Genomic DNA, 19,622 nt, shown 5'->3' with positions numbered 1-19,622 from the left:
GCTCACTGCCCCGCCGCCTTCCGGGCCTTGGCCCGTTCGGTCTCGAACGCCGTCACTTCGTCGTCGCCGAAGTAGTCCCAGTAGAAGCTCGAGCCGTGGTCGCCGACGGCCCGGAAGTGTTCGGCCGCGACGGCGTGCTCGCCCATCTTGCTGTAGACCAGGGCGAAGAGGTTGTGCGCGGTGACGGCACGGTAGCCGCCGGCGCGGAACGCGGGGTGCCGCACCGAGCGCGCGGCGGCCTCGTCGATCTCGGCACGGACGTCGGGACGCTGCAGGTGCGCGCCGACCTGTCCGCGCTCCAGGCCGATCTCCAGGTGCGCCTCGAGCAGGGCGAGCGCGCCGAGGGAGCCATCGGGGCCGCGGCGCAGGCACTCCAGCCCGAAGGCGTGGACCTGCTCGTCGGAGCCGCCCCACTTCTCGCACAGCTGCTGCACGAGCGACCCCTGGGCGTTGTAGACGTACGGGGTGTGCCGGCTGAGCCGGTCGTAACGGCGGCGCGCCTCCGGCAGACCGAGCTGCAGGCCACGACAGGTCTTCAGACGACCGACCCAGGCGACGGCGTTACCGGGCTCCTCGGCGGTGACGTCGATGAGGACCCGCTCGGCCTGGCGGAGATGATCGTGGAAGGCGGCGAACTGCTCGCGGCTCACATGCTGCGCCCGCAGCGCCGACCGGATGTTCCAGCCGACGACGATGAGGCGGTTGCCGTAGAGGGCGCGGGCGAGCGGGCTCCGTTCGGACTCCGCGACGGAGCGCAGGAAGTCCTCGCTGCCGTCGATCTCGCTGACGAGCGCGCCGGCGTAGGTCTGGTCGTCCGGATCGGCCAGCCCGGCGAAGAACGCGGCGACCGCCGGCCAGTCGCGGCCGATCACCGACTGCCGCAGTTGCCGCAGCTCAGGAAACGGCCCGGCCGGGTCGAAGTCGATCACGATGGGACAGCGTAGGGCAAGATCCTCTCGCGCAGCGTCCATATTTCGGCCGGTCCGGCTCCGCCGTTGACGGAGCCGGACGGCGGTGTGAGCTGGTTGCGGCAGAGCACGAGCGCGACGGGCCTGATCCGCAGACCAGAGATAGACACAGGCCAGCAACACAACACCAGCGATGCAGGCCAGCGCGGCCCACGCGGGGTAGGGCATGACGGCGGGCGCATCTGTCCCCAGTGAAGAGTCAGACACCACAACGCCCGGCTCCGACGCTTCCGGCGGCGACGAAGGCGACGGTGCGCCGCGCATCGAAGTGATGGCGGGTGAATGCCGATCCGCAGCGGCACGGGCGGGACCGCCCCGGGGGTTGGGCCGGGGCGGTCCTGCGGGTGGGGGAAGGTCAGGCCTGGGCTGCGAGCGTGATCGAGCCGAGCAGCGCGGCGTCCTGGGCGAAGTCGGACAGGACCACCTCGGGCGGGTACGGCAGCGCGTGGGAGAGCCTGTCGGTCAGCAGCTCGCGCACCAGGTCGTCGCGGGCGACGCCGCCGACGAGGACGAGGCGCTGCGGGTCGAGGAGCAGGCAGCACGTGACGACGTGGCGGGCCAGCTCGTCGACGCGGGCGACCAGCGCGTCGCGGACCACGCCGGGCTGTGCCGCGGCCGCGCAGAGGCCGGCGGCGCCGTCGGGCAGGGCGAGCCGGTCGGCCAGCTCGTCGAGGGCCCGGCCGGAGAAGTCGGTCTCGAGCAGCGGCTCGGGCGACGCCGGCCAGTCCGGGCCGGTGACGGCGTAGGCGATCTCGCCGGCCGCGCCGCGGAACCCGGGCACGACGGCGCCGTTGACCGTGATGGCGGTGGCGACGCCCGTGCCCAGGCCGATGACGAGGCCGGGGTCGGCGTCCCGCAGCGCTCCGCGGTGCAGTTCGGCGAGGGCCGCGGCGTTGAGGTCGTTGGCGACGCTGACGCGGGAGACGCCCAGGTGGTCGCGGACGGCCTCGGCCAGGCGCAGGCTCTCCCAGCCGGGCACGTTCGGCGCGAGGTCGATGCCGTCCTCGCGGATCACGCCGGGCGAGGCGATCCCGACCGCGTGCAGGGTGCCGCCGGTGTCGGTGACGAGCTTCTGGGCCCGGTCGAGGGCGCGGTCGAGGGCCTGCCGCGCCCCGCGGGCGGCCAGCGTCGGCAGGCGCTCCGAGACGAGCAGGCGGCCGTCGGCGTCGCCGATCCCGATCGCCATCTTCGTGCCGCCGAAGTCGATGCCCAACAGCCGCCGGTCGGCGGGGGCTTCGAGGTTCACTGTGCGGCCCTTTCCGCGACCGCGGCCGCGAGCTTCGTGTCGGCCTCGCGCAGCCGGTGCCGCAGCGCGTCGACCTCGGCGAGCGTCGCGTCCAGGTGGGATCGGAGCCGGGCGACCTGGGCCCGGACAGCGGCCTCGCCCGGGCCGTCGGCCTGGGCGCGGCGCAGCACCAGCTCCGGCAGCAGGGCCGCGGCGCGGAGGTCCTGCACGGCGGCGTCGCCGAGGGAGTCGATCCCGGCGACGTCGCGCGCCGCCTCCCGTATGCCGTCGTCGGTCCAGGTCGCGGGCGGCCCGGAGCGGACCAGGCGGCCGATGACGGAGTGGGCGGCGCGGAACGGCAGGCCGTGCCGGGTCAGGGCGTCGGCCGCAGCGGTCGTGGTCGCGCCGGTCGCGACGATCGTCTCGGCGTTCGGCGGCCGCAGCGGCTCCAGCAGCTCGAACAGGCCGCCGAGCAGGGCGAAGAACCGGTACGCGCGGTCGTTGCTCTCCCACAGCCGCACCTGCACGTCGGTGGTGGCGTTGTTGGAGTCCTCCCACCACGCCGCGCCGACGTTGTTGAACACGGACGCGGCGTCGGCGGCCGTCGCGCCGGCCATCGAGACCAGGTGCTCCAGCACGACCGGGTTGCGCTTCTGCGGCATGATGCTGCTGCCCTGCGTGAACTCCTCGGGGGTGCGCACCCATTCCCAGGTCAGCCAGTCCATGAGCGTGCGGGCCACGCGCGCCCCGGTGGCGGTCGCCTGCGCGTTGAGCGCGCCCGTGCGCATGAGGTGGTCGGCGCCGGCGACCGCCTCGTACGAGTTGACCACCACCTCGTCGAAGCCGAGCAGCTCGGCCACGCGGTGGGGGTCGATCGCCAGGTCCGTGCCCGCGAAGGCGCAGGAGCCGAGCGGCGACCGGTTCATCTCGGCGAGCAGGCTCGCGTAGGCGGCGGCCTGACCCGCGAGGGCCTCGGCGTATCCGGCGAGCACGTGCCCGATGGTGGTCGGCTGGGCGGGGCGGCGGTGGGTGTACCCGACCACGACCACGTCGGCGTACCGGTCGGCGCGGTCCAGCAGCACGGCGCCCGCGTCGCCGAGCGCGGCGATCACACCGAGCAGCTGGTCGCGCAGGACCATCCGGAACACGCCCGAATCGAGGTCGTTGCGGCTGCGGGCGAGCTGGACGCTGAGCTGCCCGGTCGGGATGCCGCAGGCCTCGGCGAGCCGCTTCTCCAGCGTGAAGTACGTGTCCTCGACCGAGCCGTCGTACTCGAACGTCCCGGGCCGGTCGTCGCGGAGCTTGACCAGCCCGCGCAGCATCTGCGCCGCCGCGTCGGCGGGGACGAGGCCCTGCTCGGCGAGCATCACCACGTGCGCCTCGCTGGCCTTCACCATCGGCCCGTAGAGGTAGGCGGCGTGGTGGTCGAAGACGACGCGGAGGTGGTGCTGCTGGTAGGTGGTCAACGGCTGGTGCGTCATGCGTTCCCCTCGTGTCGTTGTGGTGCCGGATCGGCGCCGGGCGGGCCGGGCAGCGGCGCTGCGACCCAGGCCCGCGCGACTTCTCCGAGCCGGGCGGCGGCCGTCTCGCGCACCCGCCGGCCGGCCGCCTCGGTGGCCAGCGAGACGTGGCCGGACCAGCCCTGCCACGGCTCGGGTCGCGACTCGACCAGGACGTACGGATAGGCGGTCGGCAGCTTCGGCCGGGGCGGCAGGTCGGGCGCGACGCCCGGGTGCACCGCCTCCGGGTCGAAGCCGAGCACGGCGGACGTCTCGTAGGCGCCGCCGTGTCCACGCGAGGGCAGCTCGCCGAACAGCTCGGTCGTCTCGCGGGCGTCGACGAGCTGGAACCAGTTGACCAGCAGCAGGCTCGCCCGCTGCCGGCCGGACACCCATTCCATCGCGGCCCGGGCCGTGGACATGTTGGCGTCGTGCCCGTTGACCACGAGCACCCGCGGGAAGCCCGCGGCGACGATGCCGTCGAGCACGTCGCACAGGTATCCGACGGCGATCTCGGGCCGCACGGCGATGGTGCCGGGCCACGGCCGCGTCTGCCCCGGGCACGCCGCGTACGGCACGGCCGGGAACGACACGGCCCGCAGCCCGGCGCCGGCCACCTCGCCCGCGAACCCGTCGGCCAGGATCAGGTCGGTGCCGAGCGGCAGGTGCGGTCCGTGCCACTCGACCGCGCCGACGGGCAGGACCGCGAAGTCGGCCGCCGCGGCGACGCGCGCCAGTTCGTGCCCGGGCAGGCGGCTCACCGGGAGGAGCCCGCCATCCGCCTGCCAGGCCTCGATCAGTTCGTCCATTGTTCCGCCTGTCGTGCCGCGGCCCGGCCGCCGCCGTTCTCCAGCCGGCTGGAGAACCACATCACCACGAAGATCAGCACCACCTGCAGCATGCCGTACGCGGCGGCCGTGCCGATCTCGAAGGAGTACATGCGGTTGTTGATGGCCACCGAGATCGGGACGGTCGAGGAGGTGTAGATGAGCACCGACGCGACGAACTCGCCCACACCGTGCACGAACGCCAGCAGCGCGCCGACGATGACGCCCGGCAGCATCAGCCGCACCGTGATGTTGAGGAAGGCCCGGAACCACGACGCGCCGAGGTTGCGCGCGGCCTCCTCCAGCGACGGGTCGATCAGCGCCAGGGACGCGGAGCTGGCCCGGAACACCAGCGGCAGGAACCGCACGAAGTACGCCAGCGGCAGGATCCAGAAGGTGCCGATCAGCGCCTGCCCGAAGCTGAACGAGTTGCCGGTGCTGAACGCCGAGATCAGGTTGATCGCCACGACGGTGCCCGGCAGCGCCCATGCGATCATGACGCCGATGTCGAGCAGGCTCCTGCCGACGAAGCGCAGCCGGCGCACCGCGTAGGCGATCAGGACGCCGATCACGATGCACCCGGCGGTGGCGAGCAGGCTCATCTGCAGCGAGTTCAGGATCGGCTGGAACGCCTTCGGCTCGGACACGATCGTGACGAAGTTGTCGATGGAGTACGCGGACGGGATGATCTCCGTCGTCCACGACCCGTCCTCGGAGAACGCCACCAGCGCGATCGTCGCGACCGGGGCCAGCAGCACGATCGCCGCCAGCACGGAGGCGACCGGCGCGAGCCAGCGCCCGACCGGGTTGGAGATCTCCCGGCGGCGCGCGGAGATGCCCTTCGACTGCGACAGGTAGCTGCGCCGCCCCTCGTACCAGCGCATCAGCAGCAGGAAGGCGATCGACACCAGGCCCAGCGCCGACGCGTACGTCGAGGCCATCGGCAGGTCGCCGTTGGTGCGGTTGATGTAGATCTGCATCGTCATGGTCTGGTCGACGCCGAACAGCAGCGGCGCCGTGTAGGACGCCAGCGACGTCATGAAGACCAGCAGCGACGCGGACACCATCGCGGGGGTCAGCATCGGCAGCAGCACCGTGCGCCAGACCCGGACGCGTCCGGCGCCCAGGTTGTACGCGGCCTCCTCGATCGACGGGTCCAGTCCCGCCAGCGCGGCCGACGCGGCCAGGTAGAAGAAGGGGTACATGGTGAAGGTGTGCACGACGAGCACGCCGGCGATGCCGTCGAACGCGAGCACCGGCGACTCGGTCCCGAACAGGTGCTGCAGGCCGCGGGGCAGGATGCCGATCTCGCTGTACAGCAGCTGGAACGAGATCGCTCCGATCAGCGGCGGCAGTGCGGCCGGCACCAGGATGAACGCCTCGATGAGGCGGCGGCCGGGGAAGGAGAACCGCTTGAGCAGGAACGCCATCGCGACGCCGACGACGCCGCAGAGCACCACGCTGGCCACCGAGATGGCCAGCGACGTGATCAGGGAGGTGCGCGCGACGCCGGCCGAGGTGAAGAACTGCGTGTAGTTGCTGACGCCGTCCTCGCTGACGCTCTCCACGAACGTGGCGAGCATCGGCTGCACCACGTAGCCCCAGAGGATCAGGACGAGCGGGGCCACCATCAGGTACGGGAACCAGGCCGCGTTCGCGCCACCGGCCAGCCGCCGGGCCAGCGCGACCCGGCGGGACGGGACGGCGGACGACGCCGCGGTCACGGCCGGACCACCCACAGCCGCTCGGCGGTGAGCCGCAGGCCGATCCGGTCGCCGACGTCGACGCGGCCGGGCACCTCGACCGCCGCGACGGTCACCTCGCCGCCCTCGGCGCCGATGTCGACCGTCAGGTGCGTGGCCATGCCGGTGAACTCCAGGGCGGTCACGCGCCCGCGGATCACGCCGGGGTCGTCGGGGCCGGCCAGCGCGATGTGCTCGGGCCGGGCGGAGACCAGCGCGGTGTCGCCGGTGCGCAGCCCGTGCCCTTCCGGCGCGCCGGACGCGATGGTGCCGGCGCCGCCGGGCAGCGCGACCTCGACCGTGGTGGTGTCGGCGGCCGTGACCGGCAGCGACAGCACGTTGCTGCGGCCGATGAAGCGCGCGACGAACGCGTTGGCCGGCTCGTGGTACACCTCGCGCGGCGAGCCGATCTGCTGCACGCGGCCGGCCTGCATCACGGCGATGCGGTCCGACATGGCCATCGCCTCGGCCTGGTCGTGGGTCACGTAGATGGACGTGGTGCCGGCCTCGCGCTGGATGCGCCGGATCTCGGTGCGGGTCTCCTCGCGCAGCTTCGCGTCCAGGTTGGACAGTGGCTCGTCGAGCAGGAGCATGCGCGGGCGGATCACCAGCGCGCGGGCCAGCGCGACGCGCTGCTGCTGCCCGCCGGAGAGCTGCTCGATCCGGCGCGACCCGTATCCGTCGAGGTGGACCTGGGCCAGCGCCTCGTTCACCCGCCGGTTCGACTCGGCCCGCGTCACCTTGCGCACCTTGAGCCCGTAGGCGACGTTCTGCGCCACGGTCATGTGCGGGAAGAGCGCGTAGTTCTGGAACACCATGCCGGTGTCGCGCTTGTTGGGGGCGAGCCGGGTGACGTCCTGCCCGCCGAAGCGGATGTGCCCCTGAGTGGGGAAGTAGAACCCGGCCACCATCCGCAGCGTGGTCGTCTTGCCGCACCCGCTCGGCCCCAGGAGCGTGAAGAACTCCCCCGCACCGATGGTGAGGTTCACGTCGTCGACCGCGGCGGCCTCGCCCGACCGGGAGAAGCGTTTGCTCACCGACTCCAACTCGACGTCGATCATCTTTCCCTCTCTACGCTGCCATCGATGCTGGACGGTCAGCAGACTTGGAACGTCCGGGGGGCCGGGTCGCCGCCGTGCGACGGCCCGGCCCGGTAGGCGGTCAGCCCTTGTTCTTGATCTCGGCGTTCCAGTGGTTGATCCACTGGGTCTCGTTCTTGGCGATGACGTCCCAGTCGACGTCCATCGGCTTGAGGTTGAGGTCAGCCAGCCACTGCGGCTTCTCGGAGATCGGCACGGCGGGGATCTGGAAGAAGTCCTTGGCCAGCTTGGCCCGCAGCTCGCCGTCGAACAGGAACTCGATGAAGGTCTTGGCGCCCTCGGTGTTGCCGCCCTTGATCGCGGCCACGCCGTCGACGAGCACCGGCGCGCCGGACGCCGGCATCACGTAGCCGAACGGCATCTTCGACTGCTCGGACTGCAGCAGGATGTCCTGGAGGTTCCAGGCGCTGAGCACGCCCTGCTCGCGGGACATCTTGACGTACAGGTCCGTCGGGTTGGCGGCGTAGTCACCGGTGTTGGCGTCGAGCTTGCGCAGCCAGTCGTAGCCGGGCTGCGGGTTGCTGCCGTCCTTCGACAGGCGCTGGATCATCGAGGCGTAGATGGACCGCATGGTGCCCGACGCGGCCACGTCGCGGATGATGACCTTCTTCTTCCACTTCGGGTCGAGCAGGTCGTCCCAGTCCTTCGGCGCCTGGTCGGCCGGGATCGCCTTGTTGTTGTACATGATGACCTCGGGCAGCAGGATCTCGCCGAACCAGCGGCCCTGCGCGTCCTTGTACCGGGCGTCCATCTGCCCCGCGAAGGAAGGCTGCCACGCCTCGAGCAGGCCGTCGCCGGCACCGGCCGACAGGCCCTGCTGCGTGCCGCCCCACCAGACCGAGCCCTGCGGGTTGGCCTTCTCGGCGCGGGTCCGCTCGAGCACCTCCTGGGCGCCCATGTTGAGCACTTCGACCTTGCCCTTGTACTCGGGGTGCTTGGCGACGAACTGCTCGACGACGAAGTCGGTGACCTTCTTGTCGCGCGCGCTGTAGACGACGATCTTCTCGGCCGGCTTCCCGGAGGCGCCCGCCGAGGCGGAATCCTTGTTCTCACTCCCGCAGCCGGTCAGACCGGCCACTAACGTGCTGACCGCGAGGGTGAGGGCAACGCGACGTCTCATGACTTCCTCCGCATGCAGAAAGGGGGGTGTTATCGGTGGTGGTTCGTGGTGAGGAAAGGGCCGGGTAGCCGTACCGCGGCCGACAGGGCGTAACTGATCGCGCCGTGCAGCACCGCCTGGTCCCCGAGCACGGCCCGGCGCACCTCGGTGGAGGCCGGAACCCTCGCGGTGACCAGGTCCTGGATGCGTGCCAGCGCCGCGTCGTCGAGCTCGGCCGCCGCGCCGCTGAGCAGCACCCGGCCCGGGTCGACGACGCAGGCGCAGGAGATGACGAGCCGGGCCCACGCCTCCAGCACCTCGTCGAGGTAGGCGCGGGCGGCGGCGGACGTGACCGCGAGCTCGATCAGCTCGCTGACCGGCGCCTCGGGGCGGCGGCCGGGGTTCAGTGCGACGACCCGCTCCGCGATCGCGTTGGCCGACCAACGCGCCTCGAAGGGGCCGACGCCGCTGTAGGCGCGGTCCGCCTGCGGATCGAGCGGGAGGAAACCTATCTCCCCCGCCGCGCCGCTCGCCCCCCGCCGCACCTGGCCGTCGAGGATGAGACCGGCGCCGATGCCGTCGGCGACGTGCAGCAACAGCAGGTCGTCGACGTCCTTCCCGGCGCCCGCCATCCGCTCCCCCGCCGCCATCAGGTTGACGTCGTTGTCGACGACCACCGGCACGCCGAGCTCCTGCTGCACCGACTGGCCGATCGGCCGCGCCTCGACGAGGCCGACCGAGGGCGCCAGCCGGACCGCGCCGTCGGACGACACGCCGGGCACAGCGATCGCGACCCCGCACAGCGACGGCCGGTTGTCGGCGACCAGCTCCGCCACGAACTGGCAGACGGTCTCGACGACGTCGCGGCCGAGGCGGGACGTGCGGTGGGCGATCACCGTGCCGTTGCTGTCCGCGATCTCGCACGTGATGCGGGCCGGCTCGAGCGACACCGCGGCCACCAGCTCGGCGCGCGGGTTGAACTCGAGCATCGCCCGCGGTCGCCCGTGCGTGTTGGCGCCCGGGCCGCGCTCGATCAGGTATCCGTCGGCGATCAGGTCACGCACGAGCGCCGTGAGCGTCGCCGCAGGAAGTCCGGTGAGCTCGGCCAGATCGACCCGGGACAGCACACGCGCTTCCCGGGCAGCCGAGATCACCGACTGGCGCTTGATCTCACGCGACCGTTCCCGGCTGACCGGACTTGTCGGTGCTCTCCCCACGGCGATCACCCTTTCTTACTAGTGCGAAGAAAATCGGGGGTCAAGTCACGGAACGATCTCGAAGGGCCACGATGCCCCCGCGATATCCGACGAGCTGGACATGGCAAAAGGCCAGGTGGCTCGCATAAAAGGACAGTAATGTGGACAGATCATAAACACAAATATGGACATTCATGGTCGGATCGGGACCATGCTCAGGGGCGCCTGATCGGCGATTCTTTCTAGAGCGAAGAAAATGCCCGTCCGAGTGTTGACAGCCCTTTCGGGCGGTCCCTAGCGTTACGCCACAACACCCTTCCAGTGCTGACCGGCTTGCCGGCCGCTGTGATGCATGGCGACTGTCCACTGTGGACGGTCGTTCTGCCGTGCCGGGCGCCGTCGCGTCCGCGCACTAATTTCGCAGTCTGAATTAACTCGGCAAACCGCCAGCGGTCCAGGAGTACCCCCGTCTCCACCACACGAAGAAGGTTGCCCTATGAGATGGCGCGGCAAAGCCGTGATCGCCACATGCGGTCTGTTGATGGTGGGCCTGGCAAGCCCTGCACAGGCCAAACCGAACGCACCGATCGACCTGGACATCATGTTCATCGGTGCGCACCCGGACGACGAGGCCGGACAGCTCGGCATGTTCGGGTACTGGAACGAGTACCACAACATGAAGGCCGGGGTCATCACGATGACCCGGGGCGAGGGCGGCGGCAACGCGGTCGGCCTCGAGGAAGGGCCCGCGCTCGGCATCCTGCGTGAGGCCGAGGAGCGCCGCGCCGTCGGCCGGGCCGGCGTCATGAACGTCTACAACCTCGACGCGCTCGACTTCTACTACACCGCGAGCGCGCCGCTGTCCGAGCAGATCTGGAACTACGAGAAGTCGCTGTCGCGCATCGTGCGCACGATCCGGACCACCAAGCCGGAGGTCATCGTCACGATGAACCCGTCGGCGACCCAGGGCAACCACGGCAACCACCAGGAAGCCGCGATGCTCGCCGTCGAGGCGTTCTACGCGGCGGCGGACCCCAACGTCTTCCCCGAGCAGATCAAGAAGGAAGGGCTCCAGCCCTTCCGGCCCGCCCGCCTCTTCCAGGGCGGTGGCGGCGGCACCAGCTCCAACGGCCAGGCCTGCGAGACCACCTTCACCCCCTCCCAGGCGACCAACACGATCTTCGGCACCTGGCAGGGCTACGAGTCGGCCCGCAACGGCGGCATGCGGTGGAACCAGGTCGGCGTGCTGGCCCGGCGTGAGTACGCCTCCCAGGGCTGGGCCGACACGGCCGACGCGCAGACCAACCCGGCGAGCATCGGCTGCAACCGGATCACGATGATCGACAGCCGGACCCCGTACCCGGACCCGAACGTCGGTGGCACCGCCGCGCTGCAGGGCACCAGCATCCGCGCCGCCGGCGGCCTGCCGCTCGGCACGGAGCTGCACGTCCGCTCCGAGCAGTGGGAGGTGCTGGCCGGCCAGCCCTTCGAGGTCACGACCCACGTGCGGGCCACGCAGGCGATCCCGGGCGCGAAGGTGGCCCTGGCGGCCCCGGCCGGCTGGACCGTCACGGGCCAGGGCGACATCGGCACCGTCACGCCCAACAACAAGGAGTCCGTCGCCACGTTCACCGTCACCCCACCGGCCACCCTGGTCGCGGGCGAGCGGTTCCAGCTCAAGGCGACCATGACCTCCAAGAAGGACGGCACCGGCAGCAACACCACGCTGGTGCAGGCCACCGCCCCGGTCCGCGGCACGCTCGAGCCGCTGCCCGAGGTGGGTGACTTCCGCGAGTGGACGCAGCGCAACGAGGTCCAGTCCCTCGACGCGCTGATCGAGTCGATGCTGAGCATCCCCAGCGGCGGCACCCGGCCGATCCGCGTCGACCTCACCAACCACAGCGACCAGGTGCAGTCCGGCTCGGTGAAGCTCAAGGTGCCCGCCGGCTTCGCCGTGGCCGAGGCGCAGCAGAGCTACAGCGGCCTGCAGCCCGGCGCGCGCGGCTCGGTCACGTTCACGGTGACCAACACCGACGCGTCGCTGCCGACCGCCAACCGGGCGCCCAACGACGGGCGCTACGCGGTGCAGATCGAGACCAGCTTCGCCGGTGGCAGCGCGGTCGAGCCCGGTGTCCTCAACATCGTGCCCGTCACGTCCATCCCCAAGGCGGCGAAGGCCCCGGTCGTCGACGGCACGGCGAGCCCGGGCGAGTACGGCGGCCAGGCCATCGACATCTCCACCCGCTGGGAGGGCACCGCGGCCTCGGCGGCGGACATCTCCGGCAAGGCCTGGCTGACCTACACCGACGACGCGATCTACGCACTGTTCGAGATCACCGACGACGTGCTCGGCACGGTGCTGCCGCCCGAGGACTGCAAGCGTCCCCGGCGCAACGACAACATCGAGTTCGGCATCGACCCGCGCGGCGGCTCGCCGAACACCTCCACGGTGTTCAACGTGGCGCTCTTCCCGGCGACGAAGGACCCGGCCAACGGCAACCCGCCGTGCTTCGCCCGGGAGCGGGACAACCACCAGGGCGCCGGCCCGGTGACCGCGCCCGGCATGCAGGTCGCGTCCGTCGTCTCCAGCAACCCGTACACCGGCTACCGCATCGAGGTGAAGGTGCCGTTCAGCGTCCTGCCCGACAACGTGGACGCGGCGAAGATGGGCATGAACATCCTCGTGAACGACTCCGACACGCAGGACCTGGCGGCGCAGACCCGCGTCGGCTGGTCCACCTGGAGCGGCGTGCGGGCCGACCCGTGGCGCTGGGGCGTCGCCAAGCTGGAGGGCTACCAGACCCAGCCCTCCTCGCCGAAGGCGCCGATCATCCCGGCCACCGCGGCGGAGAGCGTGAAGTCGCCGCAGACGATCCTGCAGTCGAGCTCGGACATGGTCGCCCCCGGCGGCTGGACGGCGCTGCCCGAGGGCACGATCAAGATCAAGGACGCGGTCAAGCAGCAGAACGGCGTCCAGGTCGAGCTCAAGGCCCGCCAGGCCGGCACCGCCCGGGTGTTCGTCTGGGACGGCAACGCGATCCTGGCGCAGTCCACGGTCGAGTTCGACGGCAGCGGCTCGAGTGCCGTGTGGCTGCCGACGACCGGCGCCCTGCCGGCCGGTGCCACGCTGCTGGTCTCGTACCAGTCCGGCGAGGCCACCACGGGCATCGCCCAGCCGCTGAGCTGAGCACACACAGCTGAGCTGAATACACACAGCTGAGCTGTGCGCATCACGGAGGGGCCGGCACACGCCGGCCCCTCCTTCTCGTGATCCCGGCGCCCCGGACCCTTCGTCAGGGTTTGGCAGATCGTGGTGCCTCGTGGGCGTTTTCGGGCCTGACCGCGACGCTCAGTGGTGGTGAACACCGGAAGAACGGGGCTTGACAGGGCGCGGGTGATGTCAGGCGTCACTGTGCGCGGTCGGGGTACGGCGGTCAGGATGCCTATACTCGGGCCGCAGCGTCCGGCGAACCCCTGAAGGTGACTCTCACGATGACTCTGGCACAGCAGGCCGAGCACGACGGCGGTGTCCAGTCCGACGAGCGGTCGTCCGGCCCGGTGCGGACGGCTGTCTGGAAGTCCGGGTGGTTACCGGCGGTGCTCGTAGCGGTCGCCACGGTCGGGCTGCTGTGGTTCTACGACGTGTCGCCGGCGACGACCGGGATCTTCGCGGCGTACGTCGCGGTCGGGATCACGCTGCCCGGGACGCTGTTGTGGCGGCTGGTGCACCGCAGGGCCCGGACGCTGCCGGAGGACCTGGCGGCGGGGACGGCCATCGGGTATGCGATCGAGGTGCTCGCCTACATCCCGGCCCGCGCCCTGGGGGTGCCGCTGGCGGCGCAGCTGGTGCCGCTGGCCGTCATCGCGGCGTTCGCGGGCGTGCCGGGGCTGCGCAGGTACTGGCGCGGCAGCGGGGAGAGAGCGCCGCTGGGCTGGTCGTGGGCGATGGCGGTCGTGGCGCTGGTCATGCTGGCGTGGGCGTCCAAGTACTACCGGTACCTGGGCACGGAGTGGCCCAGCTACGGCAAGACGGACATCGACCTGCCGTTCCACCTGGCGCTCACCGGCGAGTTCAAGCACCACATGGACCTCGTGACGCCGTGGGTGACCAGTGAGGGCGTCTTCTACCACTGGTTCGTCTACGCGGACTTCGCCTCGACCAGCTGGGTGACCGGGATCGAGCCGTGGGTGCTGATCGCCAGGCTGTCCCTGCTGCCGATGATCATGGCGTACGTGGTGCTGATCGCCGCGTTCGGGCGGCGGGTGACCGGGTCCTGGCTGGGCGGGGCGCTCGCGTCCCTGGCCACGTTCCTCATCCTGTCGCCGGACCCGTACGGCTGGCAGCTGGCGGGCTTCTACCAGAACTACGCGTTCAACACCATGGACGACGGCTCCAACATGAAGCTGTTCCTGTGGGCCAGCCCGACCCAGACGTTCGGCAGCCTGCTCTTCGTGCCGCTGATGCTGCTGCTCGTCGACCTGCTGCGGGAGCACGGCGGGGACCGGCGGCGGTGGGTGCTGTTCGCGCTGCTGCCCGCGGCGATCATGGGCGCGAAGGCGACGTTCCTGCCGACGCTGCTGTGCGGGCTGCTGCTGGTCGTCTGCGCGCAGCTGGTGTTCAAGCGGCGGCTCAACCGGGTGGCGCTCGCCGCGCTCGGCGTCGTCGGCGCCTGGATGGCGTTCGCGAACCTGGTGCTCTTCGGCGGGGAGAGCCAGGGGCTGGACATCGTGCCGCTCGGTGGCATGCGGCACAACCCGGCCGGCGACACCACCGGCTTCGTGGCCGACCCCAAGATGTACCGCCTGGTGATCCTGCTCGCCCTGACCGTGCTGTGCTGGGTCTGCATGTGGGCCGGTGCCGCCGGGCTGCGCCACCGGCTGTTCGACGCCGAGGTGCTGCTCATGGCCGGGCTCGGCATCGTCGGCATGGCGGCGCTGATGCTGTTCGCGCACTCCGGCGGCTCGGCCGAGGGCTTCTTCCTGATGGGCGCGCGGCCGTACCTGGCGACCCTGGCCGTCTGGGGGCTGCTGCTGCTCGCGCCGGCGCTGACCTGGCGCACCGCCCGCCCGCTGCTGGTGGCCTTCGCCGCCGGCGTGCTCGTGATCTTCGCGATCCGGGCCGTCGACGGCAGCCACACGCCGCGCTTCAGCCCCACGTTCCGCACGGTGCAGCTGACCGCGAAGATCACGTACCCGTACGTGATCCTGGCGCTGGTGATCGTCGTCGCGGCGGTCCTGGCCTGGCGGTACCGGAGCCGGCTCGGCGGCATCAGGCCGGCGGCGCTGGTCGTGACGCTGATGCTCGGCTTCTCGCTGCCGACCATCGCCAGCCAGATCGGCAACCTGTACCCGATCGGCCAGAAGAACGGCTGGAAGAACGCCGCCGAGCTCTGGCCGATCGTCACGGAGGGCACCCCCGAGGCGGGCCGCTGGCTGCGGGCGCACTCCTCGACCAACGACCTCATCGCCACCAACGCGCACTGTGTGTACCTCAGCGTCGCCGACGGTTGCGACCGGAGGCACTTCGGCATCGCCGCGTACAGCGAGCGCCGCGTCCTCGTCGAGTCGTGGGCCTACACCGCCGAGGCGCACAGCCAGGAGCTCTCGCAGGGCGTGATCCAGCAGTACACGATGTACTGGCACCCGCAGATCATCATCGACAACGACGCCGCCTTCACCGCCCCGTCCGCGGAGACCGTCGGCAAGCTGCGCGACCAGTACGGCGTGCGGTGGCTGTGGGTCGAGGACGTCTCCAACTGGTACTGGGAGGACGAGCCGCCGTTCCCCGACGAGGTCCACGTGTCGCCGGACCTCGGCAAGTTCGCTCAGCTGCGGTACCGCGCCGGACACGTGGCCGTCTACGAGATCAAGTAGCCCGGGGAGCGGTCTCAGAACTGGGCGTGGGTCATCGTGTACCAGGTGGGCACGAACGTCGTCAGGACCAGCAGGACCAGCACGGCCAGCGACGTCAGCGCGCGCCGGGTCGTGAGGCGGGCGGGCTCGGTGGGGCGCATGGTGGACCGGCCGGCGGCGACGAAGGCGGCCACCCCACCGAGCACGACGGTGGCCGGGACCAGCGCGAACTCGCCACGGACGAGGTGGAAGCCGGCGGCCAGGACCATGGTGAGCGCGAGCCCGGCGGCGGCGAGCGGGACCAGCCGCGGCCTGACCCCGGTGAACGCCGGCAGGATCAGGCCGATGCCGCCGAGCACCTCGGCGACCCCGATGAAGACGATGAGCGGCTGCGGCACCGCGGCGTACCAGGCCACCGCCCGGGGCGCCGCGGCGTAGAGGGCGTCGTCGGCGAGCAGCACCTTGCCGAAGCCGCTGCCGGCGAAGAAGAAGCCCCACAGCACCTGCAGGGTCCACAGCACGCCGTTGAGCGTGAAGCGGATCTTGGCGGCGGGCCGGATCGTGGTGGCGGTCGCGTCCATGGTGTCTCTCCCTGATGTCGTGGTGCGTGTGTCGCTGACGGAAGACAGCTGACCACCGCGGCGGCACACCGCGCGCCGGCCGTGGGACACCGTGGGACACCCGGAACGCGCCCCGCCTGCGGGAACACCCGGGTGTTCCGGCGGAGCCGACCGGGACGCGGCTCGGCACGGGCGCACGCCGGGCAAGATGTGGGGATGGACGGCGATCATCTGCCCTACCCGGCGCGGCGCGGGCTGCAGGCCGCGCGGGCCCTCGCGGGCGCGGCGGACGGCACGCTCGCCGCGACGCTCGCCGCGCTGCGCGCCGGGGAGCGGCACGAGCGCGAGGTGGCGCTGTTCATGGCGCTCGTCGGGCGGGACCGGCCGGCGGTGCTCGCCGCGCTCACCGACGAGGACCCGCACATCCGGCGCAGCGCCCTGCTCGCCTGGGCCGGGTCGGCCGAGACCGCGCCGGAGCCGGTCGCCCGGGTCGTCGCGGACGCGCCCGCCGACACGCGGGTCCGGCTGTACCGGCGGATCCGCGTCCGTGGGCGGACGGACCTCGCCGAGGCGCTCGTCGACCCGGTCCGCGCCAGGTTCGGCGACGCCGAGGCCGCGGCGCTGCTGCCGGCGTGCGGCGAGGCCACGGTCGCCCGGCTGCTGCCGCAGCTGGCCCACGCGCTCGGCGACCGGGCCACGCTGACCCGGCGCCACCCGCGGGCCTGCCTCGACCAGGCGGAGCGGGAGCTGGCGGCGCTGCCGGAGGCCGCCCGCGGACCGTGGTGGGCGCGGCACGGCGCGGGGGTGCTCGCCGCGGCACCCGCGCAGCCGCACCGGGTGCTGGAGCTGCTGGAGCGGCACGGGCCGCGGGAGTCCCTGCCGTCGCCGTTGCGCGCCTACGGCGTGCTCACCGCCGCCGACCCGCTGCTGGTCCTGGCGCTGCTGGCCCGGCCTTCGCGGGCGGCGTGGCTGGCCAGGACGACGCTGCCGCGGGCGGTGCTGTCACGGCTGGGCCGGCTGCCGGTGGCGGGGCTGGTGGGGCTGGCGCGCCGGCTGCGGGGGCACGGGCCGGCGTTCGCGCGGCTGCTCGCCGCGGTGCCGCCGCACGACCGGGCGGAGCTCTTCACCCGCGCGATGTCCGATGTGGACCGTTCCCGGTCGCTGCCGGAGGCCGGCGTGCACCGGGTGCTGCCGGCCGGGCTGCGGGTGGCGGAGGCGCGCCGGGCGCTCACGCTCGAGGCGGTGCGGCAGAGCGAGGCGCTGACCCTGGCCTACACCGCGCACCTGCCGTGGGCGGAGGCGGAGGAGCCGCTGCTCGCCGCGACCCGCCGGGCCCGCGCCGAGGACCGCGTCACCGCCTGGCAGCTGCTGATCCGGTGCGCGGCGCGCGGGAACGACCCGGCCGCCGTCCTCGCCGCGACGCACCACCTGCTGCGGCTGCGCAACGAGCAGGACCCGGTGCGCGCCGCCGCGCTGTGGAGCCTCGCCGACGTGCGGCCGGCGCTGCTGCGGCCCGAGCTGGTCGAGCCCCTCGAGCAGGTCGTCGCGGACGTCGTACAGGCGCGGGACAGCTCACCGATGGCGTTCGGCCGGCTCAGCGACCTCGCCGTGCTGGTGCTGCGCGAGCGGTTCGACTCGCCGGTGCTGGTCCGGTGGGCGCTGCACACGTTTCAGCGGCTCCTCGGCGACGACCGGGTGCCGCGCCTCGGCGACCTGCCCCGGCTGCGGCGGGGGCAGGAGACGCAGGCGTTCGAGGCGGTCCGCGGCTGGGTGCGGCTCGGCGCCGAGCGGGCGAAGTTCGAGCCGCTCTTCGCGATCGCCCGGGCCCTCGGCGAACGGGCCTGGCGGCTGCCGGACCTGCAGTCGATGCTGGAGCGGGCCACCCGCCGCGGCAACCTCGCGGACGTCGCCCGCACCGCCGTCGACCTGTGGCTCGCCGATCCGAGGCACCGCGCCGAGCGGGTCGAGGCGGTGCTGCGCGAGGACCCCTCGGCGATCGCCCTGCCCGCCGTGTGGCGGGCCGTCTGTGCCCGGCGCGGCGACCTGCTCGACGCCGCCCTGACCGGCCCGCCGCCGACCGGCCGGTTCGTGCCGGCCGGGGTCCGCTGGGTGCCGCCGCGCCCGGTGCACCCGCGGCGCTGGCTGCCCCATCAGCACCGGGCGTACGTCGAACGCCAGGCCGAGGTGGTGCGGGACGCGGGCGCGACGCCGCAGGCCCGCGCGGCGGCGCTGCGCGACGCGGCCCCGATCCCGGTGTACGGCGAGGCCCTGGTCCTGGAGTGGACCGACGCGGGCGACGTGGTCCTGGCGGAGGCGGCCCTGGCGGCGCTCGCCTGGACCGACCGGCCGGCGGCGGCGCTGCCCGTGCTGCTCCGCCACGTCGGTGACGACCGGGCCCGGGTGGTGGTCGCGGCGGCCGGCCGGGTCAGCCGCTTCACGCCGCCGTCGGTGCTGCTGGCGGCGCTCGACCCGGCCCGCGGCAAGGTGACCGCCCGGAAGGAGGCGGTCCGGCTGCTGGCGGCGCGGTCGGTGCCCGGCGCGGCGGACACGCTGTGGCGGCTGTGGCAGGACCCGGGCCTGCACCGCTCCGTCCGGGTCGCGATCGTGGCCGCGGCCCGGCAGCGCGCCGGCGACCCCGCGATGTGGCGGATCCTGCGCGCGGCGGGCACCGGCCCGGACCGGGACAGCGGCCGCGACGAGCTGGCGGTGCTCCTGGCGGCGCACCCGTGGGCGGTGCCGGTGCCGCTGCGCGGCGACTACGCGGCGCTGGTGACCGCGGCGGCCGCCGGGCCGGACAAGCACGCCGCGACGTGGGCATGGGCGGCGCTGCCCGGCTGGGCGCCGTGGCTGGCGGACGTGACGGGCGCGGCGGTGTCCCGGCTGACCGACCTCGACGACCGGATCGTGTGGCGCCCCGTCGTGCGGGCCCTGGCCGGCCTCGTCGGCACCGGGCGCGGCGAGGCGCCGCTCGTCGCCGCCGTGCGGGCCCTGGCGGCGACCGGCACCGACACCTCCGACACCTCGCGCGACACCGCGCGGCGGCGGGTCGAGGCGATCGTCGACGCGGTCGTCGCGTGGTCCGACCGGGCGGCGCACGACGCGGCGGGGCGGGACGCGGCCGGCGCCGCGGGGCGGGCACTGTCCACGGTGGACGGATACGTCCCGGCGGCGGCGACCCTGCTGGTCGAGGCGGCCGACCTGGCCGACCCGGCGGCCGGCTGGCTCGAGGGGATCCGCCGGCTGACCGCGGACCGGCCGGTGCTCGCGGCGCGGCTCGCCGGGCGGGCCGGCCGGCGGCTGGAGCGGCCGGCCGCCGAACCGGACACGACCCTGGCGATCGCCGCCCGGCTCGCCGCCGGGGACGGGCTCACCGACGGGCTGTTCGGCCTCGCGTACGCCGCCCGGGGTGGCGACCTGGGCTGGCCGGAGCCGTGGCGCGACGTCGTCGCCACGCTGCGCCGCCACCCGGTCGCGGAGGTGCGGGACGCCGCGCTGGCCCTGTCGACGGACCCGGCAGTGGATCAATGAACATCGGCTTTCCAGACGGCGTACA

12 protein-coding genes are annotated in these 19,622 nt (G+C 72.8%); 3 read left to right on the top strand and 9 right to left on the bottom strand.

Annotated elements, in window-relative coordinates:
- Nucleotides 1-2: 2 nt before the first annotated feature.
- The 8 genes from AB0J72_RS37735 to AB0J72_RS37700 form a co-directional block, all read right to left on the bottom strand.
- Entirely contained in the window at nt 3-929 is a 927-nt protein-coding gene (locus tag AB0J72_RS37735) for a hypothetical protein (RefSeq protein WP_363407727.1), read from the bottom strand.
- Between the two features lie 394 nt (nt 930-1,323).
- Nucleotides 1,324-2,214: an ROK family protein gene (locus AB0J72_RS37730; RefSeq protein ID WP_363407724.1), complete on the bottom strand. Its 891-nt coding sequence runs from the start codon at nt 2,212-2,214 to the stop codon at nt 1,324-1,326.
- Entirely contained in the window at nt 2,211-3,674 is a 1,464-nt protein-coding gene (locus AB0J72_RS37725) for a lyase family protein (protein WP_363407721.1), read from the bottom strand. The genes AB0J72_RS37730 and AB0J72_RS37725 overlap by 4 nt, the downstream gene beginning before the upstream one ends.
- Complete coding sequence (locus AB0J72_RS37720) at nt 3,671-4,501, bottom strand: creatininase family protein (RefSeq protein ID WP_363407718.1); 831 nt, start codon at nt 4,499-4,501, stop codon at nt 3,671-3,673. The genes AB0J72_RS37725 and AB0J72_RS37720 overlap by 4 nt, the downstream gene beginning before the upstream one ends.
- Nucleotides 4,489-6,243: an iron ABC transporter permease gene (locus tag AB0J72_RS37715; RefSeq protein ID WP_354905286.1), complete on the bottom strand. Its 1,755-nt coding sequence runs from the start codon at nt 6,241-6,243 to the stop codon at nt 4,489-4,491. Before AB0J72_RS37715 ends, AB0J72_RS37720 begins: the two co-directional genes overlap by 13 nt.
- On the bottom strand, nt 6,240-7,322 hold the full coding sequence (locus AB0J72_RS37710) for an ABC transporter ATP-binding protein (RefSeq protein WP_363407714.1): 1,083 nt from the start codon (nt 7,320-7,322) through the stop codon (nt 6,240-6,242). The genes AB0J72_RS37715 and AB0J72_RS37710 overlap by 4 nt, the downstream gene beginning before the upstream one ends.
- A 100-nt stretch (nt 7,323-7,422) precedes the next feature.
- Nucleotides 7,423-8,481 carry an extracellular solute-binding protein gene (locus AB0J72_RS37705; RefSeq protein ID WP_344512398.1) on the bottom strand — a complete coding sequence of 353 codons (1,059 nt, stop codon included), beginning with the start codon at nt 8,479-8,481 and terminating at the stop codon, nt 7,423-7,425.
- 29 nt (nt 8,482-8,510) lie between these two features.
- Nucleotides 8,511-9,587 carry an ROK family protein gene (locus tag AB0J72_RS37700; protein ID WP_363407711.1) on the bottom strand — a complete coding sequence of 359 codons (1,077 nt, stop codon included), beginning with the start codon at nt 9,585-9,587 and terminating at the stop codon, nt 8,511-8,513.
- A gap of 610 nt (nt 9,588-10,197) precedes the next feature.
- On the opposite strand from AB0J72_RS37700, the gene AB0J72_RS37695 reads away from it, so the two are divergent.
- Nucleotides 10,198-12,843: a sugar-binding protein gene (locus AB0J72_RS37695; protein ID WP_363407708.1), complete on the top strand. Its 2,646-nt coding sequence runs from the start codon at nt 10,198-10,200 to the stop codon at nt 12,841-12,843.
- A 305-nt stretch (nt 12,844-13,148) separates the two neighbouring features.
- Entirely contained in the window at nt 13,149-15,530 is a 2,382-nt protein-coding gene (locus AB0J72_RS37690) for a hypothetical protein (protein WP_363407705.1), read from the top strand.
- A gap of 14 nt (nt 15,531-15,544) precedes the next feature.
- On the opposite strand, the gene AB0J72_RS37685 is transcribed toward AB0J72_RS37690, so the two are convergent.
- The gene (locus tag AB0J72_RS37685) at nt 15,545-16,090 is read right to left on the bottom strand and encodes a DoxX family protein (RefSeq protein ID WP_363407702.1); all 546 of its coding nucleotides are present in this window, start codon (nt 16,088-16,090) and stop codon (nt 15,545-15,547) included.
- 195 nt (nt 16,091-16,285) lie between these two features.
- On the opposite strand from AB0J72_RS37685, the gene AB0J72_RS37680 reads away from it, so the two are divergent.
- Nucleotides 16,286-19,597 (top strand): hypothetical protein, encoded by a 3,312-nt coding sequence (locus AB0J72_RS37680; protein WP_363407699.1) that lies wholly within the window; start codon nt 16,286-16,288, stop codon nt 19,595-19,597.
- Nucleotides 19,598-19,622 lie beyond the last annotated feature (25 nt).

The organism is Dactylosporangium sp. NPDC049742, from assembly GCF_040674675.1.
GTDB classification, from domain to species: Bacteria; Actinomycetota; Actinomycetes; order Mycobacteriales; family Micromonosporaceae; genus Dactylosporangium; species Dactylosporangium maewongense.
Note: the sequence above shows the minus strand (reverse complement) of the source record. Positions and strands in the feature narration are given on the sequence as shown.